This window comes from Saccharicrinis aurantiacus (assembly GCF_001660705.2).
Lineage (GTDB): Bacteria > Bacteroidota > Bacteroidia > Bacteroidales > Marinilabiliaceae > Saccharicrinis > Saccharicrinis aurantiacus.
In genome coordinates, this window is the sequence record NZ_LYBV02000001.1 from 1 (window position 1) to 23,622 (window position 23,622).

At 35.4% G+C, this 23,622-nt stretch carries 20 protein-coding genes, 5 tRNA genes, 1 rRNA gene and 1 other RNA gene; 18 read left to right on the top strand and 9 right to left on the bottom strand.

The features are described 5' to 3' along the window. Positions 1 to 83: 83 nt before the first annotated feature. From rrf to A8B35_RS00030, 6 genes are all read left to right on the top strand, one after another. Positions 84 to 194, top strand: a 5S ribosomal RNA gene (gene rrf / locus A8B35_RS00005). A 165-nt stretch (positions 195 to 359) separates the two neighbouring features. Next, a tRNA-Met gene (locus A8B35_RS00010) sits at positions 360 to 433 on the top strand. Between the two features lie 274 nt (positions 434 to 707). Then, positions 708 to 2,735: a ComEC/Rec2 family competence protein gene (locus A8B35_RS00015; protein ID WP_075601545.1), complete on the top strand. Its 2,028-nt coding sequence runs from the start codon at positions 708 to 710 to the stop codon at positions 2,733 to 2,735. Between the two features lie 198 nt (positions 2,736 to 2,933). After that, complete coding sequence (gene trkA, locus A8B35_RS00020; RefSeq protein ID WP_075601546.1) at positions 2,934 to 4,274, top strand: Trk system potassium transporter TrkA; 1,341 nt, start codon at positions 2,934 to 2,936, stop codon at positions 4,272 to 4,274. Positions 4,275 to 4,398: 124 nt separating this feature from the next. Beyond that, positions 4,399 to 5,787 (top strand): TrkH family potassium uptake protein, encoded by a 1,389-nt coding sequence (locus A8B35_RS00025; RefSeq protein ID WP_245820756.1) that lies wholly within the window; start codon positions 4,399 to 4,401, stop codon positions 5,785 to 5,787. 6 nt (positions 5,788 to 5,793) lie between these two features. Continuing rightward, the gene (locus A8B35_RS00030; RefSeq protein ID WP_075601548.1) at positions 5,794 to 6,120 is read left to right on the top strand and encodes a DUF6122 family protein; all 327 of its coding nucleotides are present in this window, start codon (positions 5,794 to 5,796) and stop codon (positions 6,118 to 6,120) included. Here the strand turns inward: A8B35_RS00030 and A8B35_RS00035 are convergent. The 6 genes from A8B35_RS00035 to ffs form a co-directional block, all read right to left on the bottom strand. Then, positions 6,117 to 6,731, bottom strand: a complete 615-nt coding sequence (locus A8B35_RS00035; protein WP_075601549.1) for an L-threonylcarbamoyladenylate synthase — start codon at positions 6,729 to 6,731, stop codon at positions 6,117 to 6,119. The genes A8B35_RS00030 and A8B35_RS00035 overlap by 4 nt on opposite strands. Before the next feature lie 103 nt (positions 6,732 to 6,834). Next, positions 6,835 to 6,907: transfer RNA gene (locus tag A8B35_RS00040), tRNA-Gly, on the bottom strand. Between the two features lie 29 nt (positions 6,908 to 6,936). Then, positions 6,937 to 7,010 (bottom strand) — tRNA-Thr (locus tag A8B35_RS00045). A 10-nt stretch (positions 7,011 to 7,020) separates the two neighbouring features. Further along, positions 7,021 to 7,106: transfer RNA gene (locus A8B35_RS00050), tRNA-Tyr, on the bottom strand. A gap of 81 nt (positions 7,107 to 7,187) precedes the next feature. Then, positions 7,188 to 7,261 (bottom strand) — tRNA-Thr (locus tag A8B35_RS00055). Positions 7,262 to 7,268: 7 nt separating this feature from the next. After that, an RNA gene (gene ffs, locus A8B35_RS00060) (signal recognition particle sRNA small type) lies at positions 7,269 to 7,362 on the bottom strand. A 280-nt stretch (positions 7,363 to 7,642) separates the two neighbouring features. On the opposite strand from ffs, the gene A8B35_RS00065 reads away from it, so the two are divergent. From A8B35_RS00065 to A8B35_RS00075, 3 genes are read left to right on the top strand one after another with little or no spacing between them, the layout of a single operon-like run. Then, entirely contained in the window at positions 7,643 to 8,224 is a 582-nt protein-coding gene (locus A8B35_RS00065; protein WP_075601550.1) for a DUF4199 domain-containing protein, read from the top strand. A 9-nt stretch (positions 8,225 to 8,233) separates the two neighbouring features. After that, positions 8,234 to 9,187: a glycosyltransferase family 2 protein gene (locus A8B35_RS00070; protein ID WP_075601551.1), complete on the top strand. Its 954-nt coding sequence runs from the start codon at positions 8,234 to 8,236 to the stop codon at positions 9,185 to 9,187. 10 nt (positions 9,188 to 9,197) lie between these two features. Beyond that, complete coding sequence (locus A8B35_RS00075) at positions 9,198 to 9,926, top strand: class I SAM-dependent methyltransferase (RefSeq protein WP_075601552.1); 729 nt, start codon at positions 9,198 to 9,200, stop codon at positions 9,924 to 9,926. A gap of 5 nt (positions 9,927 to 9,931) precedes the next feature. On the opposite strand, the gene miaA is transcribed toward A8B35_RS00075, so the two are convergent. Then, a complete protein-coding gene (gene miaA, locus A8B35_RS00080; protein ID WP_075601553.1) occupies positions 9,932 to 10,831 on the bottom strand; it encodes a tRNA (adenosine(37)-N6)-dimethylallyltransferase MiaA in 900 nt (299 codons plus the stop codon). Between the two features lie 6 nt (positions 10,832 to 10,837). Then, positions 10,838 to 11,362, bottom strand: coding sequence for an IS1096 element passenger TnpR family protein (locus tag A8B35_RS00085; protein WP_075601554.1), 525 nt, complete (start codon positions 11,360 to 11,362; stop codon positions 10,838 to 10,840). 196 nt (positions 11,363 to 11,558) lie between these two features. On the opposite strand from A8B35_RS00085, the gene A8B35_RS00090 reads away from it, so the two are divergent. The 4 genes from A8B35_RS00090 (at position 11,559) to A8B35_RS00105 (ending at position 15,062) form a co-directional block, all read left to right on the top strand. Continuing rightward, positions 11,559 to 11,990, top strand: a complete 432-nt coding sequence (locus A8B35_RS00090; RefSeq protein ID WP_075601555.1) for a c-type cytochrome — start codon at positions 11,559 to 11,561, stop codon at positions 11,988 to 11,990. Between the two features lie 144 nt (positions 11,991 to 12,134). After that, the gene (locus A8B35_RS00095; protein ID WP_075601556.1) at positions 12,135 to 13,376 is read left to right on the top strand and encodes an aminotransferase class V-fold PLP-dependent enzyme; all 1,242 of its coding nucleotides are present in this window, start codon (positions 12,135 to 12,137) and stop codon (positions 13,374 to 13,376) included. A gap of 4 nt (positions 13,377 to 13,380) precedes the next feature. Further along, positions 13,381 to 14,529, top strand: a complete 1,149-nt coding sequence (locus tag A8B35_RS00100; RefSeq protein WP_075601557.1) for a BamA/TamA family outer membrane protein — start codon at positions 13,381 to 13,383, stop codon at positions 14,527 to 14,529. Positions 14,530 to 14,633: 104 nt separating this feature from the next. Further along, positions 14,634 to 15,062 carry an RrF2 family transcriptional regulator gene (locus A8B35_RS00105; protein ID WP_075601558.1) on the top strand — a complete coding sequence of 143 codons (429 nt, stop codon included), beginning with the start codon at positions 14,634 to 14,636 and terminating at the stop codon, positions 15,060 to 15,062. 52 nt (positions 15,063 to 15,114) lie between these two features. Here the strand turns inward: A8B35_RS00105 and A8B35_RS00110 are convergent, their stop codons facing one another. Further along, positions 15,115 to 16,230, bottom strand: a complete 1,116-nt coding sequence (locus A8B35_RS00110; RefSeq protein WP_075601559.1) for a methyl-accepting chemotaxis protein — start codon at positions 16,228 to 16,230, stop codon at positions 15,115 to 15,117. A 389-nt stretch (positions 16,231 to 16,619) separates the two neighbouring features. Here A8B35_RS00110 and cysK point away from each other — a divergent pair, with 389 nt between their 5' ends. The 5 genes from cysK (at position 16,620) to hemB (ending at position 23,270) form a co-directional block, all read left to right on the top strand. Continuing rightward, the gene (cysK, locus tag A8B35_RS00115; RefSeq protein ID WP_075601560.1) at positions 16,620 to 17,537 is read left to right on the top strand and encodes a cysteine synthase A; all 918 of its coding nucleotides are present in this window, start codon (positions 16,620 to 16,622) and stop codon (positions 17,535 to 17,537) included. A 138-nt stretch (positions 17,538 to 17,675) separates the two neighbouring features. Next, positions 17,676 to 19,475 (top strand): assimilatory sulfite reductase (NADPH) flavoprotein subunit, encoded by a 1,800-nt coding sequence (locus tag A8B35_RS00120; protein WP_075601561.1) that lies wholly within the window; start codon positions 17,676 to 17,678, stop codon positions 19,473 to 19,475. Positions 19,476 to 19,776: 301 nt separating this feature from the next. Further along, entirely contained in the window at positions 19,777 to 21,492 is a 1,716-nt protein-coding gene (locus A8B35_RS00125) for an NADPH-dependent assimilatory sulfite reductase hemoprotein subunit (RefSeq protein ID WP_075601562.1), read from the top strand. Positions 21,493 to 21,857: 365 nt separating this feature from the next. Continuing rightward, a complete protein-coding gene (locus A8B35_RS00130) occupies positions 21,858 to 22,088 on the top strand; it encodes a DUF2061 domain-containing protein (protein ID WP_075601563.1) in 231 nt (76 codons plus the stop codon). A 189-nt stretch (positions 22,089 to 22,277) separates the two neighbouring features. Further along, positions 22,278 to 23,270: a porphobilinogen synthase gene (gene hemB / locus A8B35_RS00135; RefSeq protein ID WP_075601564.1), complete on the top strand. Its 993-nt coding sequence runs from the start codon at positions 22,278 to 22,280 to the stop codon at positions 23,268 to 23,270. Positions 23,271 to 23,622 lie beyond the last annotated feature (352 nt).

Genomic DNA, 23,622 nt, shown 5'->3' on the forward strand with positions numbered 1-23,622 from the left:
GTTATAAATTATAAGTTTTAAGTTATAAACGAATAAGTGCGTTTATCATTTATCCCTTATCCTTTATCATTAAAACAAAATATTAAGGTGGTTATAGCGTAGGGGTTCCACCTCTTCCCATTCCGAACAGAGAAGTTAAGCCCTATAGCGCCGATGGTACTGCAGAAATGTGGGAGAGTAGGTCGCCGCCGACCTTTAAGAAGAGCAATTACATTTATTTGTAGTTGCTCTTTTTGTTTAAAGGAAATTAGATTAGAGTATCAAGATACAAGCCACAAGTATCAAGACGATTTACATTGCATAATACAAGCTGTCAATCATCTTACTACTTGATACTTTTTACTTGAAACTAAAAAAAAGCCGAGGTAGCTCAGCTGGTTAGAGCGCATGATTCATAATCATGAGGTCGGTGGTTCAAGCCCGCCTCTCGGTACATAGAATACCTCAATAATGGTTAAGCCTTGCAGATCTTCTGTGAGGCTTTTTTTGTGCTTTAAAATGGACTATTGAATCTTTATAATATTACTGCTTGAATAGTTCTTGTGTGAGGGATTGAAGTGACATCCTTTGTGAGCCCATTATGGCGAAGCAAAGATATAACGCAAAGCCCGACCCGCAGGGGCACACCCAAAATAGAGTTATCTTCTGGTTTTGAGGTTTTGGTTTAAAATATTATCTTCAAATGAGTTATTGCCAAACCTATTGCTATGTCTTTTCAAACTTATCCATTTATTAAATTCTTATTTTTTTTGTTACTCGGTAGGCTTCTGGGTGATCAAATAGGTTGGAGTTCGCATTTTTATATTCCTCTGATAATTGGCTTTTTATCTTTGGTGCTATTTTACGTTCGCCCTAATATATTATCTTATAGGAGTAGGCATTGGATTGGAATAATAGTTAGTTTTCACTTTGTTTTTATTGGAATAGTTACTTCCCCAGATAGGCAGAAGGAAGTATTAAGTTGTGATAAGCCGCTGATATTTTCAGCAGTTGCGACGAAGGTGTTGAAGAATTCAGGTGGGCAACAGAGTGTGCTGTTTAACTGTATAAAGGTTGATAGTTTACGATCACAAAGCTTTAATGCGATAGCTTATTTTAAATGTGATATTATTGGTAAACGTGTATTACCAGGGGATAAATTAATTGTTAACACGAGAATTAATCCTTTTAAGGAAACGGGAAATCCTTTTTCGTTTGAATATTCAAAATACATGGCGTCAAAAGGCGTGTTTTATTCTTTTTATATAAATAAACCCAATTTCATAATAGTTGATTCAGAATACAATTACCGTCGTTATTTCTATAAGCTACGCGAAGCTGCTGAGTCTCGATTGAAATTATTAAGGTTATCACCTGACGAATATGCAATTATTTCAGCTTTATTGTTAGGTAATAAAGACCATTTAGATTATGATCAGAAACAAGCTTTCTCAGACTCAGGAGCTATGCATATACTTGCAGTTAGTGGCTTGCACTTGGGTGTTATATTTATGTTGGTTACCTCTGTTTTAGGCAAAATTACCCGCAGTAGATTAGGCGTATTAAAAGTTATCAACACAGTGAGTATATTATGGCTTTATGCTTCTGTATCTGGTTTGTCGCCATCGATTGTTCGCGCAAGTATAATGCTTACTATATTTTTGATTTCAAAATTGGTGAGTAATAAGTATAATGTATACCACACTTTAGCTATTGCGGCGTTTATAATTCTCGTTGGTAACCCATATGCACTTTTTAATGTTGGCTTTTGGTTGAGTTTTTTAGCTGTTGGATCTATTATCTACTTTTTTCCGCTTATAAATGCCTTACTATATTTCAGGAAGCCATGGAATAAGTTGGTTTGGGATATTGTTTCAGTATCATTAGCTGCACAGATTGGAACTATATTATTGGGTGTTTTTACTTTTAAGTTCTTCCCTCTTTGGTTTTTAGTTTCTAACATATTAATGCTCCCAATCTTGCCTGTTATATTATTATCGGCTTTACTAATTGTTTTAACTCCCGAGGGTTGTTTTATTGCTAATTTATTTTCAGGGATATTAAAAGATGGTTTGTGGTATATCAACGAGATTACCAATTATGTGAGTGATTTGCCAAATGCGCGTTTTACTCTAGTACAAATTGGTTTCTACGAAATGCTAGTTTTGTATTGTATCTTATTGAGTGTGGTTTTGTGGTCACATACAAAACGTCTAATATATTTGAATAGTAGTCTATTGCTGTTAGTTCTTTTTATGGCCTTTAATATTGCTGACTATTGGCAAAAAAGTAAGCGTAATTTATTAGTTGTTGCAAATGTAAAAGGAAGTAGTCTAATATTTGAATCAGATGGTAAAAAAGGGTTTGTAATATCAAATGATACGCTTGAGGATCGAATAATTAATCAGGTCGTTAATCCTATGAAGCTTCACGAAGGACTTGATAGTTTGATATATGTAGTTTCAGAATCCGACGTTTTAATGCCTTTTCAGACTTCTGATAAGCGGATACTACGACTCAATGGGGAGTGTAATAATATTGCAAATTGTTTAGATAGGTTTAAAACTGATATTGTCATTATTACCAGTAAAACACCGCTAAGCACTATTCGGCACTTAATTCAAATGAAAAATATTCAGCTTATATTTGATTCTTCATGGAGTACAAGAGGTCTTAGAAATATCAGAAAAATTAAAAGAAATAGCACTTCTTATTTTGCTAAGGATGGGGCTTATGTTCTTGTTGATCAGCTATAATTTCACTTTGGCTCGTTTTATGTATTGGCTTATATGATAGAGAGAATCATAGACTGAAGTATAGTTAATGTTCAATTATCATTGAATTAAGCTTATTTATAGAATAAGTGATACGAATTAATTTATATAGATTAAATTTGTATCGATTTTCAAAAATAGTACTTTCGAGGTCAATTTTATTATTGAATTAAACAAAAGATGAGAATTATAATTGCAGGAGCTGGTGAAGTGGGTACGCATGTGGCAAAACTTATGTGTAATGCTAATCATGATGTTATTCTGATTGATGATAATGCAGAGCGTTTGCAGCAAATGGAAGCACATTTCGACTTAATGACTATAGTTGGGTCGGTGTCATCAATTGATGATTTAAAAAGTGCCAACGTAGAGTCATGTGACTTGTTTATTGCAGTGCCTCCTTATGAAGAATTGAGTATTATGTCTGCTATTCTAGCTAAAAAGTTAGGAGCTAAAGTAACTATAGCACGAATAAATAATTACGAATATCTTTTACCTGAAAACAAAGAGTTCTTTCAACAATTAGGAGTTGATCAGTTAATTTATCCAGAAGAACTTGCTGCTAAAGAAATAATGACATCTCTGAAAAGAGTTGGGATTAGACAGCAGATTGATTTTTCTGATGGACAATTAATTCTGTATGCAATTAAGGTTAGAGAGAATGCACCAATAGTAAATAAAACACTTGCTGAAGTCGGTGAAATTCATAGTCAGAAATTATATAATATAGTTGCCATTAATAGGGATGGGGAAACCATTATTCCAAGAGGAAATGAATCGTTTAAACATAATGATTTAGCTTATTTTATCACTACACCTGAAGGAACACAACAATTAATGACAGATGCTGGCAAAGAGCAATTTGACATTAAAAATGTGATGATTCTTGGTGGTAGTAGAATTGGAAAAAAAGTAGCCCAACGCCTTGAGGATGATTATAATGTAAAACTTATTGAAATTGATAAGGAGAAAAGTAATCGCTTAGCTGATGAGTTAGAGCGAACGCTTGTTATTAACGGTGATGGAAGAAACCTTGAATTATTAAAAGACGAAGGGATTAAGAAGATGGATGCCTTTGTTGCTGTAACAGCTAATTCAGAAGTTAATATCTTAGCCTGTCAGTTGGCAAAAAAAATGGGTGTCCGTAAATCGGTTGCTGAAGTTGAAAATATGGATTATATTGATTTGGCAGAAAATGTTGGTATTGGTACGCTCATTAATAAAAAACTGATAGCGGCTAGTTATATATATAGGTATACTGTAAAGGCCAGAGTTTCACATGTTAAATGTTTAACTACTTCAAAAGCTGAGGTGCTTGAACTTGTTGCGAGTGATGATTCTAAAATAATCAAAGGTAGACTATCAGAAATTAAATTACCTAAAGATGTAAATGTTGGTGGTATCATTCGTAATGGTCAGGCTATTATTGCTACCGGCAATACTCAGATAATGCCTAATGATAAAGTGGTTATTTTTGCAATGCCATCAGGAATTAGAAAAATAGAAAAGATGTTTAACTGATTGTTTCTAATTATTAGTTAAAAGAATACATTAAATTACTATTACCCAAAGGGTGTTCGTCATGTTAAATCATCGCATTGTATTGCTTATATTAGGCTTGCTTCTAGTGGTAGAAGGAGTCTTTATGTTATTAACATCAGTTGTCTCACTGATTTATGGTGAGTATGACTTGCCTTATTTTTTAGTATCTGCTTTAATATGCATTTCAATTGGAGGATTATTTTATCTCACCAATAAAAATACCGATAAATCTATCGGGAAGCGTGAAGGGTATATTGTAGTAACATTAGTGTGGCTCGTATTTTCATTTTTTGGTCTCTTGCCATTTTGGTTAAGTGGAGCAATTCCTTCTTTTACAGACGCATTTTTTGAAACCATGAGTGGTTTCACCACAACCGGATCCTCAATATTAAATGATATTGAAGCACTACCTCATGGTATTTTATTCTGGAGGAGTATAATACAATGGCTTGGAGGTATGGGTATTATAGTTTTATCCTTAGCAATATTGCCGATTTTGGGAGTGGGAGGTATGCAGCTTTTTGTAGCAGAGGTTCCAGGGCCTGTACCAGATAAACTACACCCTAGAATAGCAGATACAGCAAAACGTTTATGGGTTATTTATTTATCATATACTGCAGTTGAAACCATTTTACTTTGGATTGGAGGAATGACATTGTTCGATGCAGTTTGCCACTCATTCACTACAATGGCTACAGGAGGTTACTCAACTAAACAGGCTAGTGTAGCCTTCTATGATTCTGCATTTATTCAGTATGTAATTATCATTTTCATGTTTGTTGCAGGTGTTAATTTTTCATTGTCATATGCAGCCTTGCATGGTAAATTTAAAGCTGTCATTAAAGATGAAGAGTTTAAATATTATACTTTAATAACGGTTTTTGTATCGGTTTTAGTAGCAGTTGTATTGTATTTCTCAGGAGATGTACCACATGTAGAACAAGCTTTTCGCGATGCTCTTTTTCAGGTAGTATCTTTAATAACAACAACCGGTTATGCAACGGCCGATTATATGATTTGGGTACCAACTATTAGTATTATCATGTTTATGCTAATGTTTGTTGGAGGTAGTGCAGGATCTACTGGAGGAGGAATTAAGGTAGTTAGAATAGTGCTTCTGATAAAAAATGCCTATTACGAACTTAAAAGATTAGTTCACCCAAATGCAATTATACCTGTTCGTTATAATTCACGAGCGGTATCGTCGCCAATTCTTACTAATATTTTGGCTTTTATAGTTATTTATATGGCAACCGTTGGGGTTAGTATGGTTATTATGTCTGTTATGGGTTTTGATTTAGATTCATCCATTGGTGCTGTTGCTACATGTTTAGGAAATATAGGACCAGGGCTAGGAGAGTTCGGACCTGCATCAAACTTTGCTGCTGTTCCTGATTTTGGTAAATGGTTTTTGTCTTTCCTAATGTTATTAGGACGATTAGAAATATTTACTGTAGTATTAATTCTCACTCCATACTTTTGGAAAAATTAATTGTAGGTGAGTTTTGTATTTGTATTACATTATAGCCTGCATTTTATTGCTCCCGGTTTAATAGCTTGGCTTTTTTTTCGCGATCAGTGGAAGAAAGCATGGTTGATTATGCTGGCCACTATGCTAGTTGATATTGATCATTTATTGGCTAATCCTATTTTTGATCCAGATAGGTGTAGTATTGGATTTCATTTATTACATAGCTATCCAGCCATAGTTTTATATACCGTAATGTTATTCTTCAAAAAGACAAGAATTGTAGCTGTTGGCTTATTGTTTCATATGTTCACAGATTGGCAAGATTGCATGTGGATGAAGTTAGGAGTGCATTAGTACTCTAAAGTGCCTTTTCCTTCACGTATTAGTTCAACATCGCCATTGGTACAATTAACTATTGTAGAAGGTGAGTTGTCGCCAAAACCACCATCAATAACTATGTCTACTAGCTTATGATACTTTTCATAAATAAGTTCAGGATCGGTAGTATATTCAATTATTTCATCATCATCAATTACTGAGGTACTCAATATTGGGTGGCCTAATTCATTGATTAATTCTCTAATAATATTATTATCAGGTATCCTAATACCAACAGTCTTCTTATTGTTCTTAAATAGTTTTGGAACGTTTGAATTGGCATCTAAAATAAAGGTAAACGGACCAGGTAGGTTTCGTTTCATTATTTTAAATACATTATTATTAATGTTCTTGGTATAATCTGATATGTGGCTTAAATCGTAACAAATAAAAGAAAGGTGGTCTTTTTTTAGGTTGATATTTTTAATTCTCGCAACTCTTTCAACGGCCTTTGTATTATTAATATCGCACCCTATACCATAAATAGTATCCGTAGGATAAATAATAACTTTACCCTTGCGTAATTCTTCCGCAATGAATCTTATATCTTTAGGATTTGGATTTTCAGGGTAAATTTTAAGTAGCATAATTCTTTTATTAAGTTAAAGGATTGGAGGCTTACGAATGTTCAGATTAATAAATGGTTAATACTAAAAAAGCCACCCTAAATAATTAGGATGGCTTTAGTAGAGCGAAAGACGGGGATCAAACCCGCGACCCTTAGCTTGGAAGGCTAATGCTCTATCAGCTGAGCTACTTTCGCATAATGTATTCTCTAGTTGTTAAACTGAGAGCCAATGGAGGGACTCGAACCCACGACCTGCTGATTACAAATCAGCTGCTCTAGCCAGCTGAGCTACATTGGCAAAATAAAGTTGGTGGGCAGAGCAGGATTCGAACCTGCGAAGTCGAAAGACAACGGAGTTACAGTCCGTCCCAGTTGGCCGCTTTGGTATCTGCCCAAACAATATTTTATTTCAATAAACTTTGTCTTAAACGCCTTAAGACTGTCTCTTAATGTTTTCTACGTTTAGAAAACTGAGAGCCAATGGAGGGACTCGAACCCACGACCTGCTGATTACAAATCAGCTGCTCTAGCCAGCTGAGCTACATTGGCGGGTGGGCAAGCTACCTGCATCGCACCGCTACAACCATCTACCCTTGCTGCCGTCAGGCCCTGGGGGAATTCAATAGGAGCTGGTCGTACAGGACTTGCCCGTTTTTCTTAGCGGTTGCAAATGTAGGCAAAAAGCTTAACCCTGCAAGCGATTTGAATAAAAAAAATGAATTAATTTTGCATTAATTATTTAATGTTCTTGTTATCAATAGTTTATTTTTTGAACTTTTTTTGATAAAAAATGGAGCTTTCTTTAGCAATTAGATTTTTTATTCAGATCCAGAATTAATTTTAGCGGATGTAGGTTTGATATTAATGTAGAATTGGATACTTTGCTCATTCAAATATTAATCATAAATAGTACAATTTAAAATTTCGAAAATGGAAAACTCGAAACGATCTTTAATTAACAAGAGTCTCGAAGATGGATTAATCCTAGGTGGAGTAATCGTGTTTATAAACTTTATTTCTTATTTAATAATTGATCTCGAGAGTATCTCTTTTATGGCTCTTATGTCGGTTGGTGTAATTGTTGGGATTCTACCTTTAATTATCGGATTGGTTTATTTTATTAAAAAATATAAAAAGGTTGAGCTAGGTGGAGTAATAACACTTAATCAAGGAATTAAATATGGTGTTCTCGTTACATTTATAGTAGCGTTATTCTCGTGTGTTTACAATATTACGTTCAATAATTTTATTGCCCCTGATTACGTAAAAGAATCACAAGAGATTATTGCTGAGAAGACGATTGGTTTTATGCAAGATATGAATGTACCTGATGAAGCCATAGAAGAAACCCTCAATAAATTAGAAGAAGAACGAGAATCTACTATTAAAAAGAGTAAGTTTGTATCTCCGATATTATCCATACCAGGCACTGTAGTTATTGGTTTAATTATATCCTTAATAATATCGGCAATTATTAAAACAAAGAAACCGCCTTTTAGTGAGGTTGTTTAAGTATAGCATATGAATTTATCGATTGTAGTGCCACTTTATAATGAAGTGGAATCAATAGTGGAGTTAAAGGATTGGGTAAGCCGGGTTGTTGCAAAAATGAATATTGCATACGAAATCATTTTTATAGATGATGGTAGTAATGATGGATCGTGGGCTCTTGTTGAAAAAATGGCTGCAGCGCATAAGGAAGTATTGGGCATTAAATTTAGACGTAATTATGGCAAATCTGCAGCCTTATTTTCCGGTTTTAAAGCTGCCAATGGTGATGTTGTTATTACAATGGATGCTGATTTACAAGATAATCCGGATGAAATACCCGCTTTGTATAATATGATTGTAGAGGAAGGGTATGACCTAGTGAGTGGATGGAAGCAAAAGCGACACGACCCAATAGGTAAAACTTTGCCAAGTAAATTATTTAATCGTACTGCGCGTGTGATTTCAGGGATTAAGTTGCACGATTTTAATTGTGGACTAAAGGCCTATAAAAAGGATGTCGTTAAAAATATTGAAGTGTATGGCGAGATGCATAGATATATTCCAATATTGGCAAAGAGAAGTGGCTTTAATAACATAACAGAAAAAGTAGTTATTCATCGTGAGCGACAGTATGGTGTATCTAAATTTGGTATGGAACGTTTTCTAAAAGGTTTCTTAGATCTGTTATCAGTTAGTTTTATTTCAAAATTTGGTAAAAAACCCATGCACTTATTCGGTGGCCTCGGAACATTAATGTTTTTGGTAGGATTTATCGCATCAAGCTATTTGGGTATAAATAAACTATACCATGTTTATCATGGCATTAAAATGCAGCTAATTACTACAAGCCCTTATTTTTATATTGCTTTAACGTCAATGGTTATCGGATCGCAACTATTTTTAGCAGGCTTTTTAGCGGAGTTAGTATCTCGCAATAGCCCTGATAGAAATCAATATCATATAGAAAAAGAAGTTAATTTATAAAGTTGAAACCATGAGCGAATTTTACCATTCAATTTCTGAATCATATGATCAGTTGTTCCCTTACAACCCTGTACAGGAAGAATTTATAACGCGTAATTTAATATCCTTGTCAGGAAAGAAGATTTTGGATGCAGGTTGTGGTACTGGTAGTTTGGCTATTTCAATGGGTCGCAAAGGAGCTAGGGTTGATGGTTTTGATCTTGATGACTCGATGATTGCTGCTGCCAAAGCAAAGAAACCTCAGGCTATTGATGTAAATTTTGCTGTTGGAGATTTGAAAAATGTTAACCAGAATTATAAGGCGGGGATGTATGATTTTGCCTACTGTTTTGGCAATACTCTCGTTCACTTAGATAATGCAACTGAAGTTGAGCAATTTATTTCTAGTATATCAGAAGTCCTTAAGCCTGAAGATTCAATGTTAGCCATTCAGATTGTTAACTATGATAAGATAATGGAAAAGCGTGTGAAAAAGTTACCAGCTATCGAAAACGATAAGGTGTTTTTTAAACGCTTTTACAAGCACCTTGATAATGGTAAGATTGACTTTTTAACGACTTTAAGCGATAAAAAGACTGGGGAGGAGTTAAAGAATTCGCAAATTCTGACGCCAATATTGGTTGAGGATTTAATGGATATAGCTGCCAAATACTTCCCATTTGTAGAGGCTTTTGGCTCATTTAAGGAAGAAATGTGGACCGATGGTAGTTTTCATACCATATTACTTGCTTCGCGATAAAGTAGCTATAACTGCTTTTCTATGTGTTTTTTAATTTCTTCAATATCGCTAGGGTTAAACCATGTAATTTCAGCGTCGCGTTTAAACCATGTAAGTTGCTTTTTAGCGTAACGTCGAGAGTTTCGTTTAATTAGTTCAATGGCTTTTTCAAAGTTATATTCGCCATCGTAGTGGGCAAAAAGTTCTTTATAACCTACGGTATTTAATGAATTGAGCTCTTTAAGCGGATACACTCTTTTTACTTCATCCTCTAAACCTGCTTCAAACATTTTATCAACCCTCAAATTAATTCGCTCGTATAAATCAGCTCTATCCATTGTAAGACCAATTTTAATCATATTAAATGGTCTTTTTTTGATTGAGTTCGTACGAAGGGAGCTGTATGGTTTTCCTGTCATCAGGCAAATTTCTACAGCGTGTATTACTCGTTTATGATTTTTTAGGTCAACAATATCGTAAAACTCAGGGTCGAGTTTCTTTAATTGTCGCCTAATGTTTTCAATACCTTCTTTTTCGTATTGTGCTTTAAGCGAATTGCGTAACTCTTCATCTATTGTAGGTAAATCATCTATACCTTTGCAAACAGCATCAACATACATCATTGATCCACCTGTTAAAACTAGGGTGTCGTGCTTATCGAATAATTGTATGCTAAGCTTCATCACATCTTGCTCAAATTCCCAAGCACTATAGTAATCCTTAATAGAATGCGTAGCAATCATGTGGTGCTTAGCCTGACTAAGTTCTTCTGAGGTAGGAGTTGCTGTACCAATATTTAATTCTTTAAATATTTGTCTCGAATCAGCAGAAATTATCTCCGTATTGTAGGAATTGGCAATGTTTATTGCAGTACTTGTTTTGCCAATTCCCGTAGGGCCAACAATTATTATAAGAGTTTTCGACATTTGTGATTAAAGGTCTTCTAAATTGTCAGAATATGAGATCATAGGATCGTTATCATCCTTAAATTCATCATCAAATTTGTCAATATCAAATTCGTTAGAATCGTCACCTCCTTGTAAAATATCATCCATATTAGCTGGTTTAGGAGGATCTCCTACGCTTCTTAATACTTGTGGATCTTTACATTTTTTATTGTCTACTTCAAAAACTTCAATAAAAATATTTCTATCACTGAATAGATCGAATGTATACAGAAGTCTTTGTTTAGCTTCAGAAATGTAATCTCCTAATTTAGCTTCAGCCATGGTAATTACAGCATCGTCTGATTCAGGGTTCATATCCATTAATGGTATCTCAATTTCTTTTGTCCAGTCGTTATCTGTTTCGAAAAAAGAAGCCATTTCTCCATTTTTATAACCTAAAGCATCTTGTAAAAAGTTATGAAGGTCTAAAAATGTATTTTCTGAGTCTATTTCAACGTCTCTAACAAAGTTTTCACTCTCATCAGAAATCAATCTTAATCTTATAGCCATTGTTCAAAATTTTGGAGGGCGAATATATTTAAATTACAGCAATTTATTGGTGTTCTATCATGTTCTATTAACAAAAAGCACACCAGTTTGTTTATAGTGAGCACTATGTGAGTTTTTTTAATGAGTTTATTGTATGATATAGGATAAACATATCTTTTTGTATGTTTGTGGCACTTTAATTAATAATGTTTTCTATATGTTTAAGTTATGTGTTAGTATGTTGGTTTTATTCACTTTAGTATCGTGTAAAAACGCGAACAAGAAAAGTGAAGATTCTACTAAATTAAAGAGTGAAAAAGCGATTTTGATGGATTTGGAGTTGGGTAAAACAGTTTATAGAGCTAATTGTGCTGCATGTCACCAACGAAATGGTATGGGAATTCCCCGCGTTCATCCTCCTATTGTGAATACTAAAAATTCAGAAGGCGATAAGAATTATTTAATAGAAACTGTTCTTAATGGAGCTCGTGGAGAAATAAAAGTTGAGGGAGAAAAATATAATAATGTAATGACCAATTTTAAGAAGTTATCTGATAACGAAATTGCTCAAGTCTTAAATTATATTCGTAATGGTTTCGATAACAGTGCAGAAGTAATAACTGCCGAGGAGGTTAAAGCGTTACGATAATACCTCTTATTCAATACGTGTTAAAAGGGATAATCTTGCAAATAGAAACCAAAGAAGTAAATAGAGTAAGTAAATTATCTTTATTATTTGTGGAATTCTACAAATTGTTATTTTTTTACACAATATTCTCAAAAATTGATATTCATGACAATCAAAAAAGGTTACACAAGCCAATCAATACATACACCATTTTCAAAAAAAGATGCTCATAATTCCCTTCATATGCCAGTTTATGATGGCGTGGCTTACGAATTTGATTCTGCTGAAGAAATTGAAGAGGCTTTTATGGGAAAGAAGTTCGCTCATGCATATAGCAGAACGAGTAACCCTACAGTTGAGCATTTTGAGAATAAGTTAAAAGCAGTTACTGAGGCTTCGAGCGTTATTGCCTTATCATCTGGAATGGCGGCTATTTCGAATACATTTTTAGCTTTGGTTGAGTCGGGGGCTAATATTATTTCTTCAAATCATCTATTTGGCCACTCTTATGCTTTATTGAAGAGCACACTTCAGCAATGGGGAATTGAAGTTCGTTTTGTAGATATGAGCGACCTTAAGGAGATAGAGAAGAATATTGATGGTAAAACGCGCGCAGTATTTTTCGAAACCATTACTAATCCGCAATTAGAAATTATTGATATTGCAGCGGTAGCAAAATTGGCTCATGCACATAATATTGCTGTTGTTGCAGATACTACAGTTACTCCTCCATACGTTTTTAAATCTGCTAAATTCGGTGTCGATATTGAAGTGATGTCTACTACCAAGTTTATTTCTGGTGGTGCGGCGGCTGTTGGTGGTGCTGTGGTTGATAATGGTACTTTCAATTGGTCTAAGCTTCCTGCATTAAATAAGTGGGTTGCTAATTTCGAAACCAAAGCGTTCGAATTTAGAGTACGCAAGGAAATATTCAGGCATTTAGGTGGATGTATGTCAGCACATACAGCGCACTTTTTAAATTTAGGGCTCGATATTTTGGCTTTGCGTTTAGATAAGTGTGTTCAAAACTGTATTGAATTAGGGCGCTTTTTTAAGGAGCATAATAAAGTTAAATTAGTAAGGTATCCTGGTTTAAAAGGAGATGAAGCCTATGCTTTGGCGCAAACACAATTTGGAGGAAAGCCAGGTGCGGTTATGACTATTGACTTAGCCTCGCAAGAAGAATGCTACTTGTTTTTAAATCGTTTGCAAATGGTTCGTAGAGCTACTAATTTAAATGATAACAAAACTTTAATTATTCATCCTTGGTCAACAATATATAGCGAGTTCTCAGAAGAGGAACGTGCTGAAATGGGAATACGCAAATCGATGATTCGTATTTCTATTGGGATTGAAGATGCGGAAGATTTAATAAACGATTTTAAACAAGCTTTGGAGGCCATATAAATTTATGTTTAAACGACTACTAGCGTTTGTTGTAATTGTTTTTTGTATTACAAAGATTGATGCGCAAACAGACACAACTCAGCATTATCCTAAAAGTGTTGAGTGGATTACTGATGTTGCAGAGTGGGGGATTGATTTAATTACATTTGAGCGTGAAAATTATACTTTCTTCGTGATACCAATGGCTGGCTACGAAGAAAGAACAAAGTTCTCTTTTGGAGTTATGCCGGTTTGGAGGTTTTATTTAAATAATTCAGATGAAGATTCTGAATATTTTCGACCCTCAAATATTAGTCCATCAGTAATGATATCTACAACAGGTATGTATGAGTTGGATTTATCATCCGGTTTTTACACCAATAACAATTGGCTATTTGAAAATAAATGGCTTTTTCAATTTATGCCCGACCGTTTTTATGGTATAGGTAATCAGGATAAAGGAGATATTTATTCTGACTTTGATATGGAAAAGTTCGAATTTACAGGAACCGTTTCCAAAGGTCTTTCTAATACTGTATTCTTAGGTGTGAATTATGATTTAGGTTTTTTTGATATTTCTAATATAAGCGGAACTACTTTAAATCAAGATGTCCTTGGATATGAAGGTGGCTTTGTAATGGGGATTGGGCCAACAGCTTACTATGATAGTAGAGATAATATTTCCTATCCAAGTAGTGGTCAGTATTTAGCTATTTCCTATGATTATTACTTCGGAGATTATGATTTTTCATCCTTTAAAATTGATGCTAGAAACTATATAAAGCTGAGCGAAAATGATAAAGTATTAGCTTTTCAGGCTTATTTGAATTCAGCTTATGGAGATGTACCATTCTTTCGTATGCCAACCTTAGGAGGTAAGCGTTTGTTTAGAGGAATAGACAGACCGTATAAATATATGGATACTAATGTTGCGTATTTGCAAGCAGAATACCGTTCTCCCTTATGGTGGAGGATTGGTTATGTATTAAATACCGGTGTGGGAAATGTGTTTAATAATTGGGATAACTCTATAGTTGAAGATGTTCATGTTATGTTTGGTGCAGGTTTTCGTTTTCAGTTATTGCCAAAAGAGAAGTTAAGTTTTCGTGCTGATTTTGGTATGACTAATCGGGGTGATAAGGGGATTTATTTTACTTTAGGGGAAGCTTTTTAGTTTTAAATCCTATTATAAAGGTGGGTTAAAATTGAGTTTTGACTTGCTTGTTACTTCATAACTCTGTTTATTTGTAAATCATATTAATTTGAAAGGTTATTGCTATGAAGGTATCGAAAAAAACAGAATATGGTCTACGTTTTCTATTGGCATTAGCTGAGTTGGGTGAAGGAAAATTTATGGGGATTTATCAAATTTCTTTACGTCATAAAATTCCAATGAAGTTTCTCGAGGCTATTGCTGTTCAGCTTAAAAAGTTTGGTATGCTCGAGGTGAAGAAAGGAGCAGGTGGAGGTTATAAACTAAAATATCGTCCTGAAAGGATTAGTTTATTGATGGTTTTTGAATGTCTAGAAGATGCCACTCGTAAAGATTATGAACTAGATGGTGATATATCTAGTAATCAGAAGGCCGTATCTCTTGTATTGAATAATGTAATTGGTGATGTTAGAGATGTATTAGAAGCTAAAACATTATCAGATATACAAGGAGAATACAGAAATCTAAATGAAAGTTTAATGTACTATATTTAGTAGTATCACATAAAGAGTTTTTAAAAGGAGTCATTCGTAATAATGGCTCCTTTTATGATTTAAAACCTTCCAAACTATCATTAAGAGTTTTTGATTCATTAAAGAGATACGATGAATTACCACTTAGTTCTTCAGATAGTCCAGCGTTCGATTGAGTTGTAGTATTAATTTCGTTAACTGCTGAAGTAATTTGATCTGAACCTGTTTTTAACTCCATGCTTGCACTCGTTATTTCCGTCATAAGCTCTTGGGTGATCTTCATGGTTGGAATGGTGTCTTCTAAGTTTTTAATGAGTTCCTCAGATAATAGTTTGCATCTTTCCGAGAGTTCTTGAATTTGTAAGGCAGATTTGCTACTGTTTTCGGCCAGGTTTTTGACTTCAGCAGCTACAACATTAAAACCTTTGCCTGCTTCACCAGCCTGTTTGGCTTCAATAGATGCATTTAGTGCGAGCAAATTTGTTTCTGTAGCTATTGTGTCAATTACTTTTATATGGCCTGTAATATCAAGTATTGCCTCTTCAAGTTTGCGCGCTGAGATGCTACTTTTGTTAAGGGCGGTATTGCTTTCTTCCGATTTTTGTTTCGTTAATTGTGCATTGTCAAAAGATGCAGAAATGTTCGCGCTCATTTCTTCCATTGATGATGAAATCTCTTCTATGGAACTTGCCTGTTCGCTATTGCCCGTCGATAGGTTTTCTGCCATAATATTCATATCGCTACTCATATTATTGATCGCGAGACTTGAAGCTTTTATTTTGGCAAAAGCGTTCACTAAAATACTGCTAAGTTTATGAGTAGATTCATCTAGTAATTTGAGTTCTCCCGTGTATTTGGTTTTGTCTTGTTTTTCTAAATTAAGATTCCCATTTGCCAATTGATTGATATTTTCAATGGCTTTGTTTAGAGGTGTTTTTACCATTTTGTAGGTCAGGTAGAAAAAGAAGGCCGTATTGCCAAGTCCAAGTGGTAGAGCAATCCAATAGGAAAAATCATCAGGGTAGGTATATAGGAATTTACTTATGGAAGCGTTGATGATCACGTTAACAATCCATAGGAACCCAATTCTCTGAAACACGCTATTTTTAAAAAATAAACGTAGTGTAAAGTAGCCCACAATTGAGCCGGCGATAAGCATCCTGGATAATTCGAATAGTGTGGTAAGCATACGATTTCAATATTTAAGTGTGTGGTGGCTTGTGTTTCAATGTATAACAAATTCGAGAATTATGAAAGATCTTGTTGATAACTGAACGGGTTTTGGTGATTAAATAAGTAAGGTAATTTAAGATGTGTGTTATGGGTATTCGTGTCCTTATTTAATCATACCAAAAAGGTATGTAAATGGTTTTTGTTAAAATTGTTGTGTTTATTTAAGGATAAGATATTGTAAATTAATAACTTGTGATATTTTCATGGACTAAGAATTGTTGTTAATCATACTATTAAGGTATGATTAAAGGGTGATTTTGTCTTGTGAGGTATAAATTCTTCTATTATGTTTGTCTCAGAATTAAAATAGTAAATCAATAGGAAATCATATAAACAACTAATATTATGAGCGGAATTGCACAGAACGTTACAGAATTAATTGGTAAAACACCACTAGTACAAGTAAACAGATTAAACGAAAGCGAAGCGCAAGTAGTTGCCAAACTAGAATATTTTAACCCAGCTAGCTCAGTGAAAGATAGAATTGCATTTGCAATGCTTGAAGCTGCTGAAAAAGCAGGAGACCTAAAAGAAGGAACTGTAATTGTAGAGCCAACAAGTGGAAATACAGGTGTAGGTTTAGCTTTTGTAGCTGCAGTTAAAGGGTATAGATTAATTTTAACAATGCCTGAAAGCATGAGTATTGAGCGTCGTAAGCTTTTAGTAAAGTTTGGTGCTGAGTTAGTACTTACTCCTGCAGCTAAAGGGATGAAAGGTGCTATCGAGAGAGCTCAAGAAATTGCTGATGAGCACGAAAGTTCATTTGTTCCACAACAATTTAACAATCCAGCGAACCCAGCTATTCATAAAGCTACAACAGCTGAAGAGATTTGGGCTGATACAGATGGTAATATTGATGTTTTTGTTTCAGGTGTTGGTACAGGAGGTACTTTAACAGGAGTTGGAACAGTATTGAAAGAAAAGAATCCAAATATAAAAATTGTGGCAGTAGAGCCTGTTGACTCACCAGTTATTTCAGGTGGACAACCAGGACCTCATAAAATTCAAGGTATTGGAGCTGGTTTTATTCCAGGAAACTTAAATACAGACTTAATTGATGAAGTAGTGAAAGTTTCTAACGAAGATGCTGTACATACTAGTCATAAAGCTGCTAAACAAGAAGGTTTATTGGTTGGTTACTCTTCAGGAGCTGCGCTATGGGCTGCATTAGAAGTTGCTAAAAAGCCAGAGAATAAAGGAAAGCGAATTGTGGTACTTCTTCCTGATACAGGTGAGCGTTACCTAAGCAGTTTTGAGATTTAATAATATTCATAAATCTTTTTTCTAAAAGTATTGTTAAGGATTATTGTATAGGTGCTTCATGTGCCACAATAATCCTTTTTTATAAACCCTCGAGCATATCTATAAACCAATGCTCACGAATAAATTCAGACAAACAGAATGATTCAGTCTTTACAAAATATATTTTCGCCGGAGCAGGTTAAGCAGGCTCAGGAGTTGTTTGCTTCTTTATCTGCAGAGCAGCGCATTTGGGCATCCGGTTACCTAGCAGGTTTAAATCAGTCGGGAGAACTATTGGGACAAAGTCTCGTAAACGGATCTTCTAATGGAGCCGTAACTGTTGGAACAGATGTTCAAGCGCCAGCAAAACTTACTATATTATACGGTACGCATACTGGTAATTCAAAGTTATTGGCTTTGCAGGCACAAGAGCAGGCAGAAGCTGCAGGTGTTCAGGTGCAGTTATCAGACATCCAAAAATATAAAAATAGAAATCTAAAAGAAGAAGAAAACCTTTTAGTGATTGTTTCCACGCATGGCGAGGGAGATCCACCGGTTTCTGTTGAAGATTTTTATGCCTATATACATGGTAAAAAAGCACCTAAATTATCAGCTCTAAATTTTGCGGTACTAGCTTTGGGCGATAGTAGCTATATCAACTTCTGTAAAACTGGTAGGGATATTTACGAGCAACTAACAAAGTTAGGTGGCAAAGGAATTTATGATATTGTTGAGTTGGATGTAGATTTTCAGGATGCTGCGGCCGTTGCGATACCAAGTATTGTTGAAAAGTTTGCTGGTCAAAACGGTCAAGCTGCTGTGTCGGCACCAACAGCAAAAGCAACAAGTGCGAATAAAGCCAATGAGTGGGTTGAAGCAGAAGTGCTCGAGAAGGTATTATTAAATGGTAGGGGTTCTGCAAAAGAGACTTATCATATTGAAATAGATATTGAAGAAACAGGCATTGTTTACGAAGCCGGTGATGCACTTGAAATAACAGCAAAGAATAATGCTGCTTTAGTTGCAGATATTTTGGAGCAGTTAGCTATAGATGCTAGTACTGTTGTTCAGGTTGAAGGTAAAGATGTAGCTATTCAAGAAGCATTAATTAATCAGTTTGAATTAACGGTTGTTACCCTTCCTGTTCTTAAAAAATATGCCGATTTAGCATCTAACGACAGTTTAAATGCGATAGTTGCTGACGAGGAGAAAATTGGGGAGTTTCTTTATGGATTAGATTTTCTTGATTTAATTAAAGATTATCCAGTTAAACTGGAAGCCCAAGCCTTGGTTGATTTACTTCGTAAACTACCAGCACGCTTGTATTCTATTTCATCAAGTTATGCGTACAATCCTGATGAAGTACATGTTACTGTAGGTGCGGTACGATTTGTAAATAAAGGACGCGAGCGCAACGGTGTTTGTTCAAGCTTCTTAGCAGATCAGATTCATCCGGGAGAGAATGTTTGGGTTAGAGTTCGTAAAAATGAAAGTTTCAGACTACCAGCCAACGAGTCTAACGTAATTATGGTCGGACCAGGTACCGGTATCGCTCCTTTCAGAGCCTTTTTACAAGAGCGCGAAACGCAAGAGGCTGAAGGTAAAAACTGGTTGTTTTTTGGCGATCAACATTTTGAGTCAGACTTTTTATATCAAACTGAATTATTGCAATACAGAGCAGATGGTTTACTACAAAAGATAGATGTAGCATTCTCGCGCGATCAGGAAGAGAAAGTGTATGTGCAAGATAGATTACGCGAAAATGGCGCTGAGGTATTTCAATGGTTAAATAATGGAGGTTACTTTTACTTATGTGGCGATAAGGATAGAATGGCCAAAGATGTGAAAAAAGCTTTGGTACAAATTATCGAGGAACATGGAAAAATATCAACACGTGAGGCTGCTGATTATTTAAAGAAGCTAAGAGCCGATGGATATTTTAGAGAAGATGTTTATTAGTAAGGCAATCCGTAACCTATCAACCTGAATTCGATGTAAAATTTTGGATTCAGACCATTTATAAATAGTAAGATTCGATTAAAAATTATGAAAGAATAGCGGGCTATTTTGAATAATTTTTAAGATGAAGGTTACTGTTTATAATGAGACAATTTATGTCTTTTGATTAAATAACACATATACTGCGTTAAATTTTTCTAGCTAGCTCGCTAGCTTTGCAAAATTTGCCTTGTATATAAGTTCTTAAATCAATCTGAATTCAAAAATTTTAATTGAAATCAGGTTTTAAAAAAGTAAGATCATGGCAGAAGTAAAGAACAACGAAATATTTCCAGAATGGAACCCCTCAGATGTCGAAGGCATCAAATCGCGAAGTAATTTCTTACGCGGTACACTCGAAGAAGGATTGGCGGATTTAGCCACCGGTTCTGTAAGTGAAGATGATACACAAATGATTAAGTTTCACGGTAGCTATCAGCAAACCGACAGAGATTTAGATGTGGAGCGTAAAGGGCAGAAGCTTGAGCCTTTATATAGTTTTATGATTAGAGTGCGTATTCCTGGAGGTTTGGCATCGGCCGATCAATGGATTGCATTTGATGAAATATCTAAAACACATGCTACTAGTAATACCTTAAAGTTAACTACGCGTCAGGCATTTCAATTTCATGGCATTATCAAACAAAAGCTTAAGCCAACTATGCAAGCCATTAACGAAACCTTATTGGATTCAATTGCTGCTTGTGGCGATGTCAATCGTAATGTAATGTGTAGTACCAACGAAGCGTTATCGCCATTGGTACCTGCAGCCTATCAAATGAGTAAAGATATTAGTGAGCATTTATTGCCACGTACAACGGCATATCACGAAATTTGGTTGAATCAAAAGTTATTAGTGAATGGTAGAGTTGATGAAGAGCCTATTTACGGAAAGCTTTATTTACCACGTAAATTTAAAATTGCCATTGCAACACCTCCGTATAACGATACAGATATATTTTCAAACGATATTGGTTTAATAGCAATTGGTAAAGACGATAAACTTACTGGTTTTAACGTAGTAATTGGCGGTGGTTTAGGAATGACTTTTACCGAAAAAGGAACTTATCCTCGCCTTGGCGATGTGGTTGGTTATGTACCTTACGAGAAGACGCTTGAAGTAGTTGAAGAAATTGTAAAGCTGCAACGCGACTATGGTAACCGTGAAAATCGCCGTAAGGCTCGTTTAAAGTATACCGTAGATCGTTTAGGACCCGATAATTTTAAAGGCCTGTTGCAAGATCGTTTGGGTTATTCTCTTGATGCGCCAAAACCATACAAATTCAAAAGCAATAGCGATGTATTAGGATGGAAAAAAGCCAAAAGTGGTAAGTGGTTTTTAGGTTTATATATTGAGCATGGTAGAGTAAAGGATACCGAGGATTATAAACTAAAAACAGGATTACGTGCCATTGCCGAGCTAAAAAAATGTGACTTCCGTTTAACCGGAAATCAAGGTTTATTACTTGGTGCCATTAAAGATGAGGATAAAAAAGAAATTGAAGCCTTATTGAAAGAGTACAAAATATGGCCTAAGCCTAAAATGAGCGAAGCCCGTAAACATGCTTTAGCTTGTGTGGCCTTAAATACCTGTACTATGGCTTTTGCCGAAGCAGAAAGATATCTGCCAAAGCTAATGGATAGAATAGAAGAAGTGTTGGCTGAAAGTAATTTAACCAACGACGACTTATTAATAAGAATGACCGGATGTCCGAATGGTTGTGGTCGACCGTTCCTAGGAGAAATAGGATTTGTTGGGCGTTCAATGGGTAAATATAATATGTATTTAGGAGCCGGTTTTACAGGCGATAGATTAAATACGCTTTACAAGGAAACCCTATCTGAGGAGCAAATTATTGAAGAGCTTCGAGTACTACTACCACGTTATGCAAAAGAGCGTAATAAAGGAGAAAAGTTTGGTGATTTTGTGGGCCGTGTAGGTATAATTCAGCACGAGCCGGCTGTGAAAGTAATATAGTGTTCAATGATAGGTGTTGAGTTATAAATGTTAAACGTATATATAGTTTATCATTAAACACCTATCACCATTAAGGCATCTCGGAGGCTGGCCTCTTTACAAAATGCTTTTGTTTTAGATAAAGCTTTAGTAAGACCGATAAGTTGAGAGCTTTGCTCGAAAATCAATCGGCCGCACTTAAGCTTTAAATAAATAAAAAAGCTTTTTGGAAAGCAGCCTTGAACTTCTTTGCTTCTGTTTCTTGTTTCAAGACATCGGGACCATTAAGAATTGAGTATTCTTAATTGTTTCAGCATAAGCCGGATTCGGGATGAAATCCCAATACATAACACTCATTATACAGTATCAATAGTCAAATCAACAGGATGAAAGAAAAAAGATATAGAACCCTACTCAAAACTGTTTCGTGGCGAATAACAGGTACCATCGATACCTTTGTTATTTCATATTTAATAACAGGGCATATAGGTTTAGCTGCATCCATAAGTGGAGTAGAGGTTTTTACCAAAATGTTCCTATACTATTGGCACGAACGCCTTTGGAATGTTATTAAATACGGTAAAGAAAAACCAAAGCCGCCAGAGTATTATATATAAGTGATATCAAGTATCAAAATTTGCTATTAATGCAATGCATGATAGTAATAATTTGAGTGTCTCGTTTACAGGCCTTTTTAAAAGCAGGCTTTATTTTCTAAGCTTACTGTTGTTCATACGGCACAGTAAGTCGGGTTTTGGCTAAGTGCCAATAAACACCCATTTTATTATCAATTAATACCCAACAGCATGTTTAAACGATTCAGAAGTACCAGGTTAAGTCCTGAAATAAGAGATAATCATGCCGATGTAGATTTACAAACGCGAGATTTAATATACCCCTACTTCCTAGTAAGTGGCGAGGCCCGTAAAGAAGCTGTACCTAGTATTGAAGGTGCATTTAAGTTTTCACTTGATTTATTGTTGCAAGACCTAGAAGGAACCATTGCCTCAGGCATTGATAAAATTCTTTTAAAAGGAATTGTCGATGATCGCGAAAAATCAAAAGATGCACGTGCAGCATTTAAGCACAATAATCTGATTGAATTAGCCGTAAAAAAAATAAAGGAAACTTATCCATCCTTAATCGTAATTACCGATGTAGATTTAACACCCTATACCAGTCACGGACAAGGCGGTATTTTGCGCGGACTAACTGTTGATAACGATAAAACCATTGAAATATTAGCAAAAATGGCCGAGAGTCATGCTCGTGCTGGTGCCGATTTTGTAGCACCATCAGCCATGATGGACGGACAAGTGCATGCCATCAAAACGCACCTTAAAAAACGCGGTTATCCCGATGTAAAAATAATGAGTTTTGCAGCCAAGTACGCATCTAATTATTACGGACCAGATAGAGGTATCGACGGTTTAAACCCTGCTGGGCGCGAGCAAAAAGCCTATCAGGTTGATTATCGCACCCGCTTGCAAGGACTCGATGAAGTTGCCACAGATCTCGATGAAGGGGCTGATTGGGTAGGTATCACCCCGGCGCAAACCTATTTAGATGTTATTGTGCGTTCGCGCATTAAATTTTCATCGGCACAAATTGTGGGCTATCAATCATCAGGCGAGTACATGTCTATTGTAAATGCCGCCAATCAAAATTTATTGGAGCAACAGCCCGCTATGATTGAGTCGCTCACTGCCATTAAGCGTGCCGGAGCCAATTATATAGTTACCTATTTTGCCCCCGAAATGGCACAATATCTCAACGGAGATCCGTACTATGTAATATAGTATACGGACATAAAATATAAAGAAGCAATTCCGATACCTGATGGGTTTTATAGCAGTAATGCTATTGAGTCTGTCGGGTATTTTCATTTTAAACCGCACAGCCCTCGTATCATTTCTTTTTAATTTGGATTATGCAATAGATAGGCTAATGCATATTGCAGGTTTAATGTTTGGGTGTTCCCCGCGCCATTAACAACCATAAAATAAAAACACTATTCAGGCTCGGGTCGGGCTTTACATTATATCTTTGCTTCGCCATAATGGGCTCACAAAGGATGCCATTCCAATCCCTAACACAGGCCTGCGGTGTCATTCTGGTAAGGTTCGTAATACAATGCTCGTAACAAACAAG

What these genes read in the sequence shown, in the direction of transcription:
- A8B35_RS00035 (WP_075601549.1), bottom strand. Translation starts at nt 6,731, where the DNA reads ATGCTACTTAAAATTTACCCTGAAAATCCAAATCCTAAAGATATAAGA.
- trkA (WP_075601546.1), top strand. Translation starts at nt 2,934, where the DNA reads ATGAGAATTATAATTGCAGGAGCTGGTGAAGTGGGTACGCATGTGGCA.
- A8B35_RS00070 (WP_075601551.1), top strand. Translation starts at nt 8,234, where the DNA reads ATGAATTTATCGATTGTAGTGCCACTTTATAATGAAGTGGAATCAATA.
- A8B35_RS00075 (WP_075601552.1), top strand. Translation starts at nt 9,198, where the DNA reads ATGAGCGAATTTTACCATTCAATTTCTGAATCATATGATCAGTTGTTC.
- A8B35_RS00065 (WP_075601550.1), top strand. Translation starts at nt 7,643, where the DNA reads ATGGAAAACTCGAAACGATCTTTAATTAACAAGAGTCTCGAAGATGGA.
- cysK (WP_075601560.1), top strand. Translation starts at nt 16,620, where the DNA reads ATGAGCGGAATTGCACAGAACGTTACAGAATTAATTGGTAAAACACCA.
- A8B35_RS00015 (WP_075601545.1), top strand. Translation starts at nt 708, where the DNA reads ATGTCTTTTCAAACTTATCCATTTATTAAATTCTTATTTTTTTTGTTA.
- A8B35_RS00120 (WP_075601561.1), top strand. Translation starts at nt 17,676, where the DNA reads ATGATTCAGTCTTTACAAAATATATTTTCGCCGGAGCAGGTTAAGCAG.
- A8B35_RS00105 (WP_075601558.1), top strand. Translation starts at nt 14,634, where the DNA reads ATGAAGGTATCGAAAAAAACAGAATATGGTCTACGTTTTCTATTGGCA.
- A8B35_RS00095 (WP_075601556.1), top strand. Translation starts at nt 12,135, where the DNA reads ATGACAATCAAAAAAGGTTACACAAGCCAATCAATACATACACCATTT.
- A8B35_RS00025 (WP_245820756.1), top strand. Translation starts at nt 4,399, where the DNA reads ATGTTATTAACATCAGTTGTCTCACTGATTTATGGTGAGTATGACTTG.
- A8B35_RS00085 (WP_075601554.1), bottom strand. Translation starts at nt 11,362, where the DNA reads ATGGCTATAAGATTAAGATTGATTTCTGATGAGAGTGAAAACTTTGTT.
- A8B35_RS00100 (WP_075601557.1), top strand. Translation starts at nt 13,381, where the DNA reads ATGTTTAAACGACTACTAGCGTTTGTTGTAATTGTTTTTTGTATTACA.
- A8B35_RS00130 (WP_075601563.1), top strand. Translation starts at nt 21,858, where the DNA reads ATGAAAGAAAAAAGATATAGAACCCTACTCAAAACTGTTTCGTGGCGA.
- A8B35_RS00090 (WP_075601555.1), top strand. Translation starts at nt 11,559, where the DNA reads ATGTTTAAGTTATGTGTTAGTATGTTGGTTTTATTCACTTTAGTATCG.
- miaA (WP_075601553.1), bottom strand. Translation starts at nt 10,831, where the DNA reads ATGTCGAAAACTCTTATAATAATTGTTGGCCCTACGGGAATTGGCAAA.
- A8B35_RS00125 (WP_075601562.1), top strand. Translation starts at nt 19,777, where the DNA reads ATGGCAGAAGTAAAGAACAACGAAATATTTCCAGAATGGAACCCCTCA.
- A8B35_RS00110 (WP_075601559.1), bottom strand. Translation starts at nt 16,230, where the DNA reads ATGCTTACCACACTATTCGAATTATCCAGGATGCTTATCGCCGGCTCA.
- hemB (WP_075601564.1), top strand. Translation starts at nt 22,278, where the DNA reads ATGTTTAAACGATTCAGAAGTACCAGGTTAAGTCCTGAAATAAGAGAT.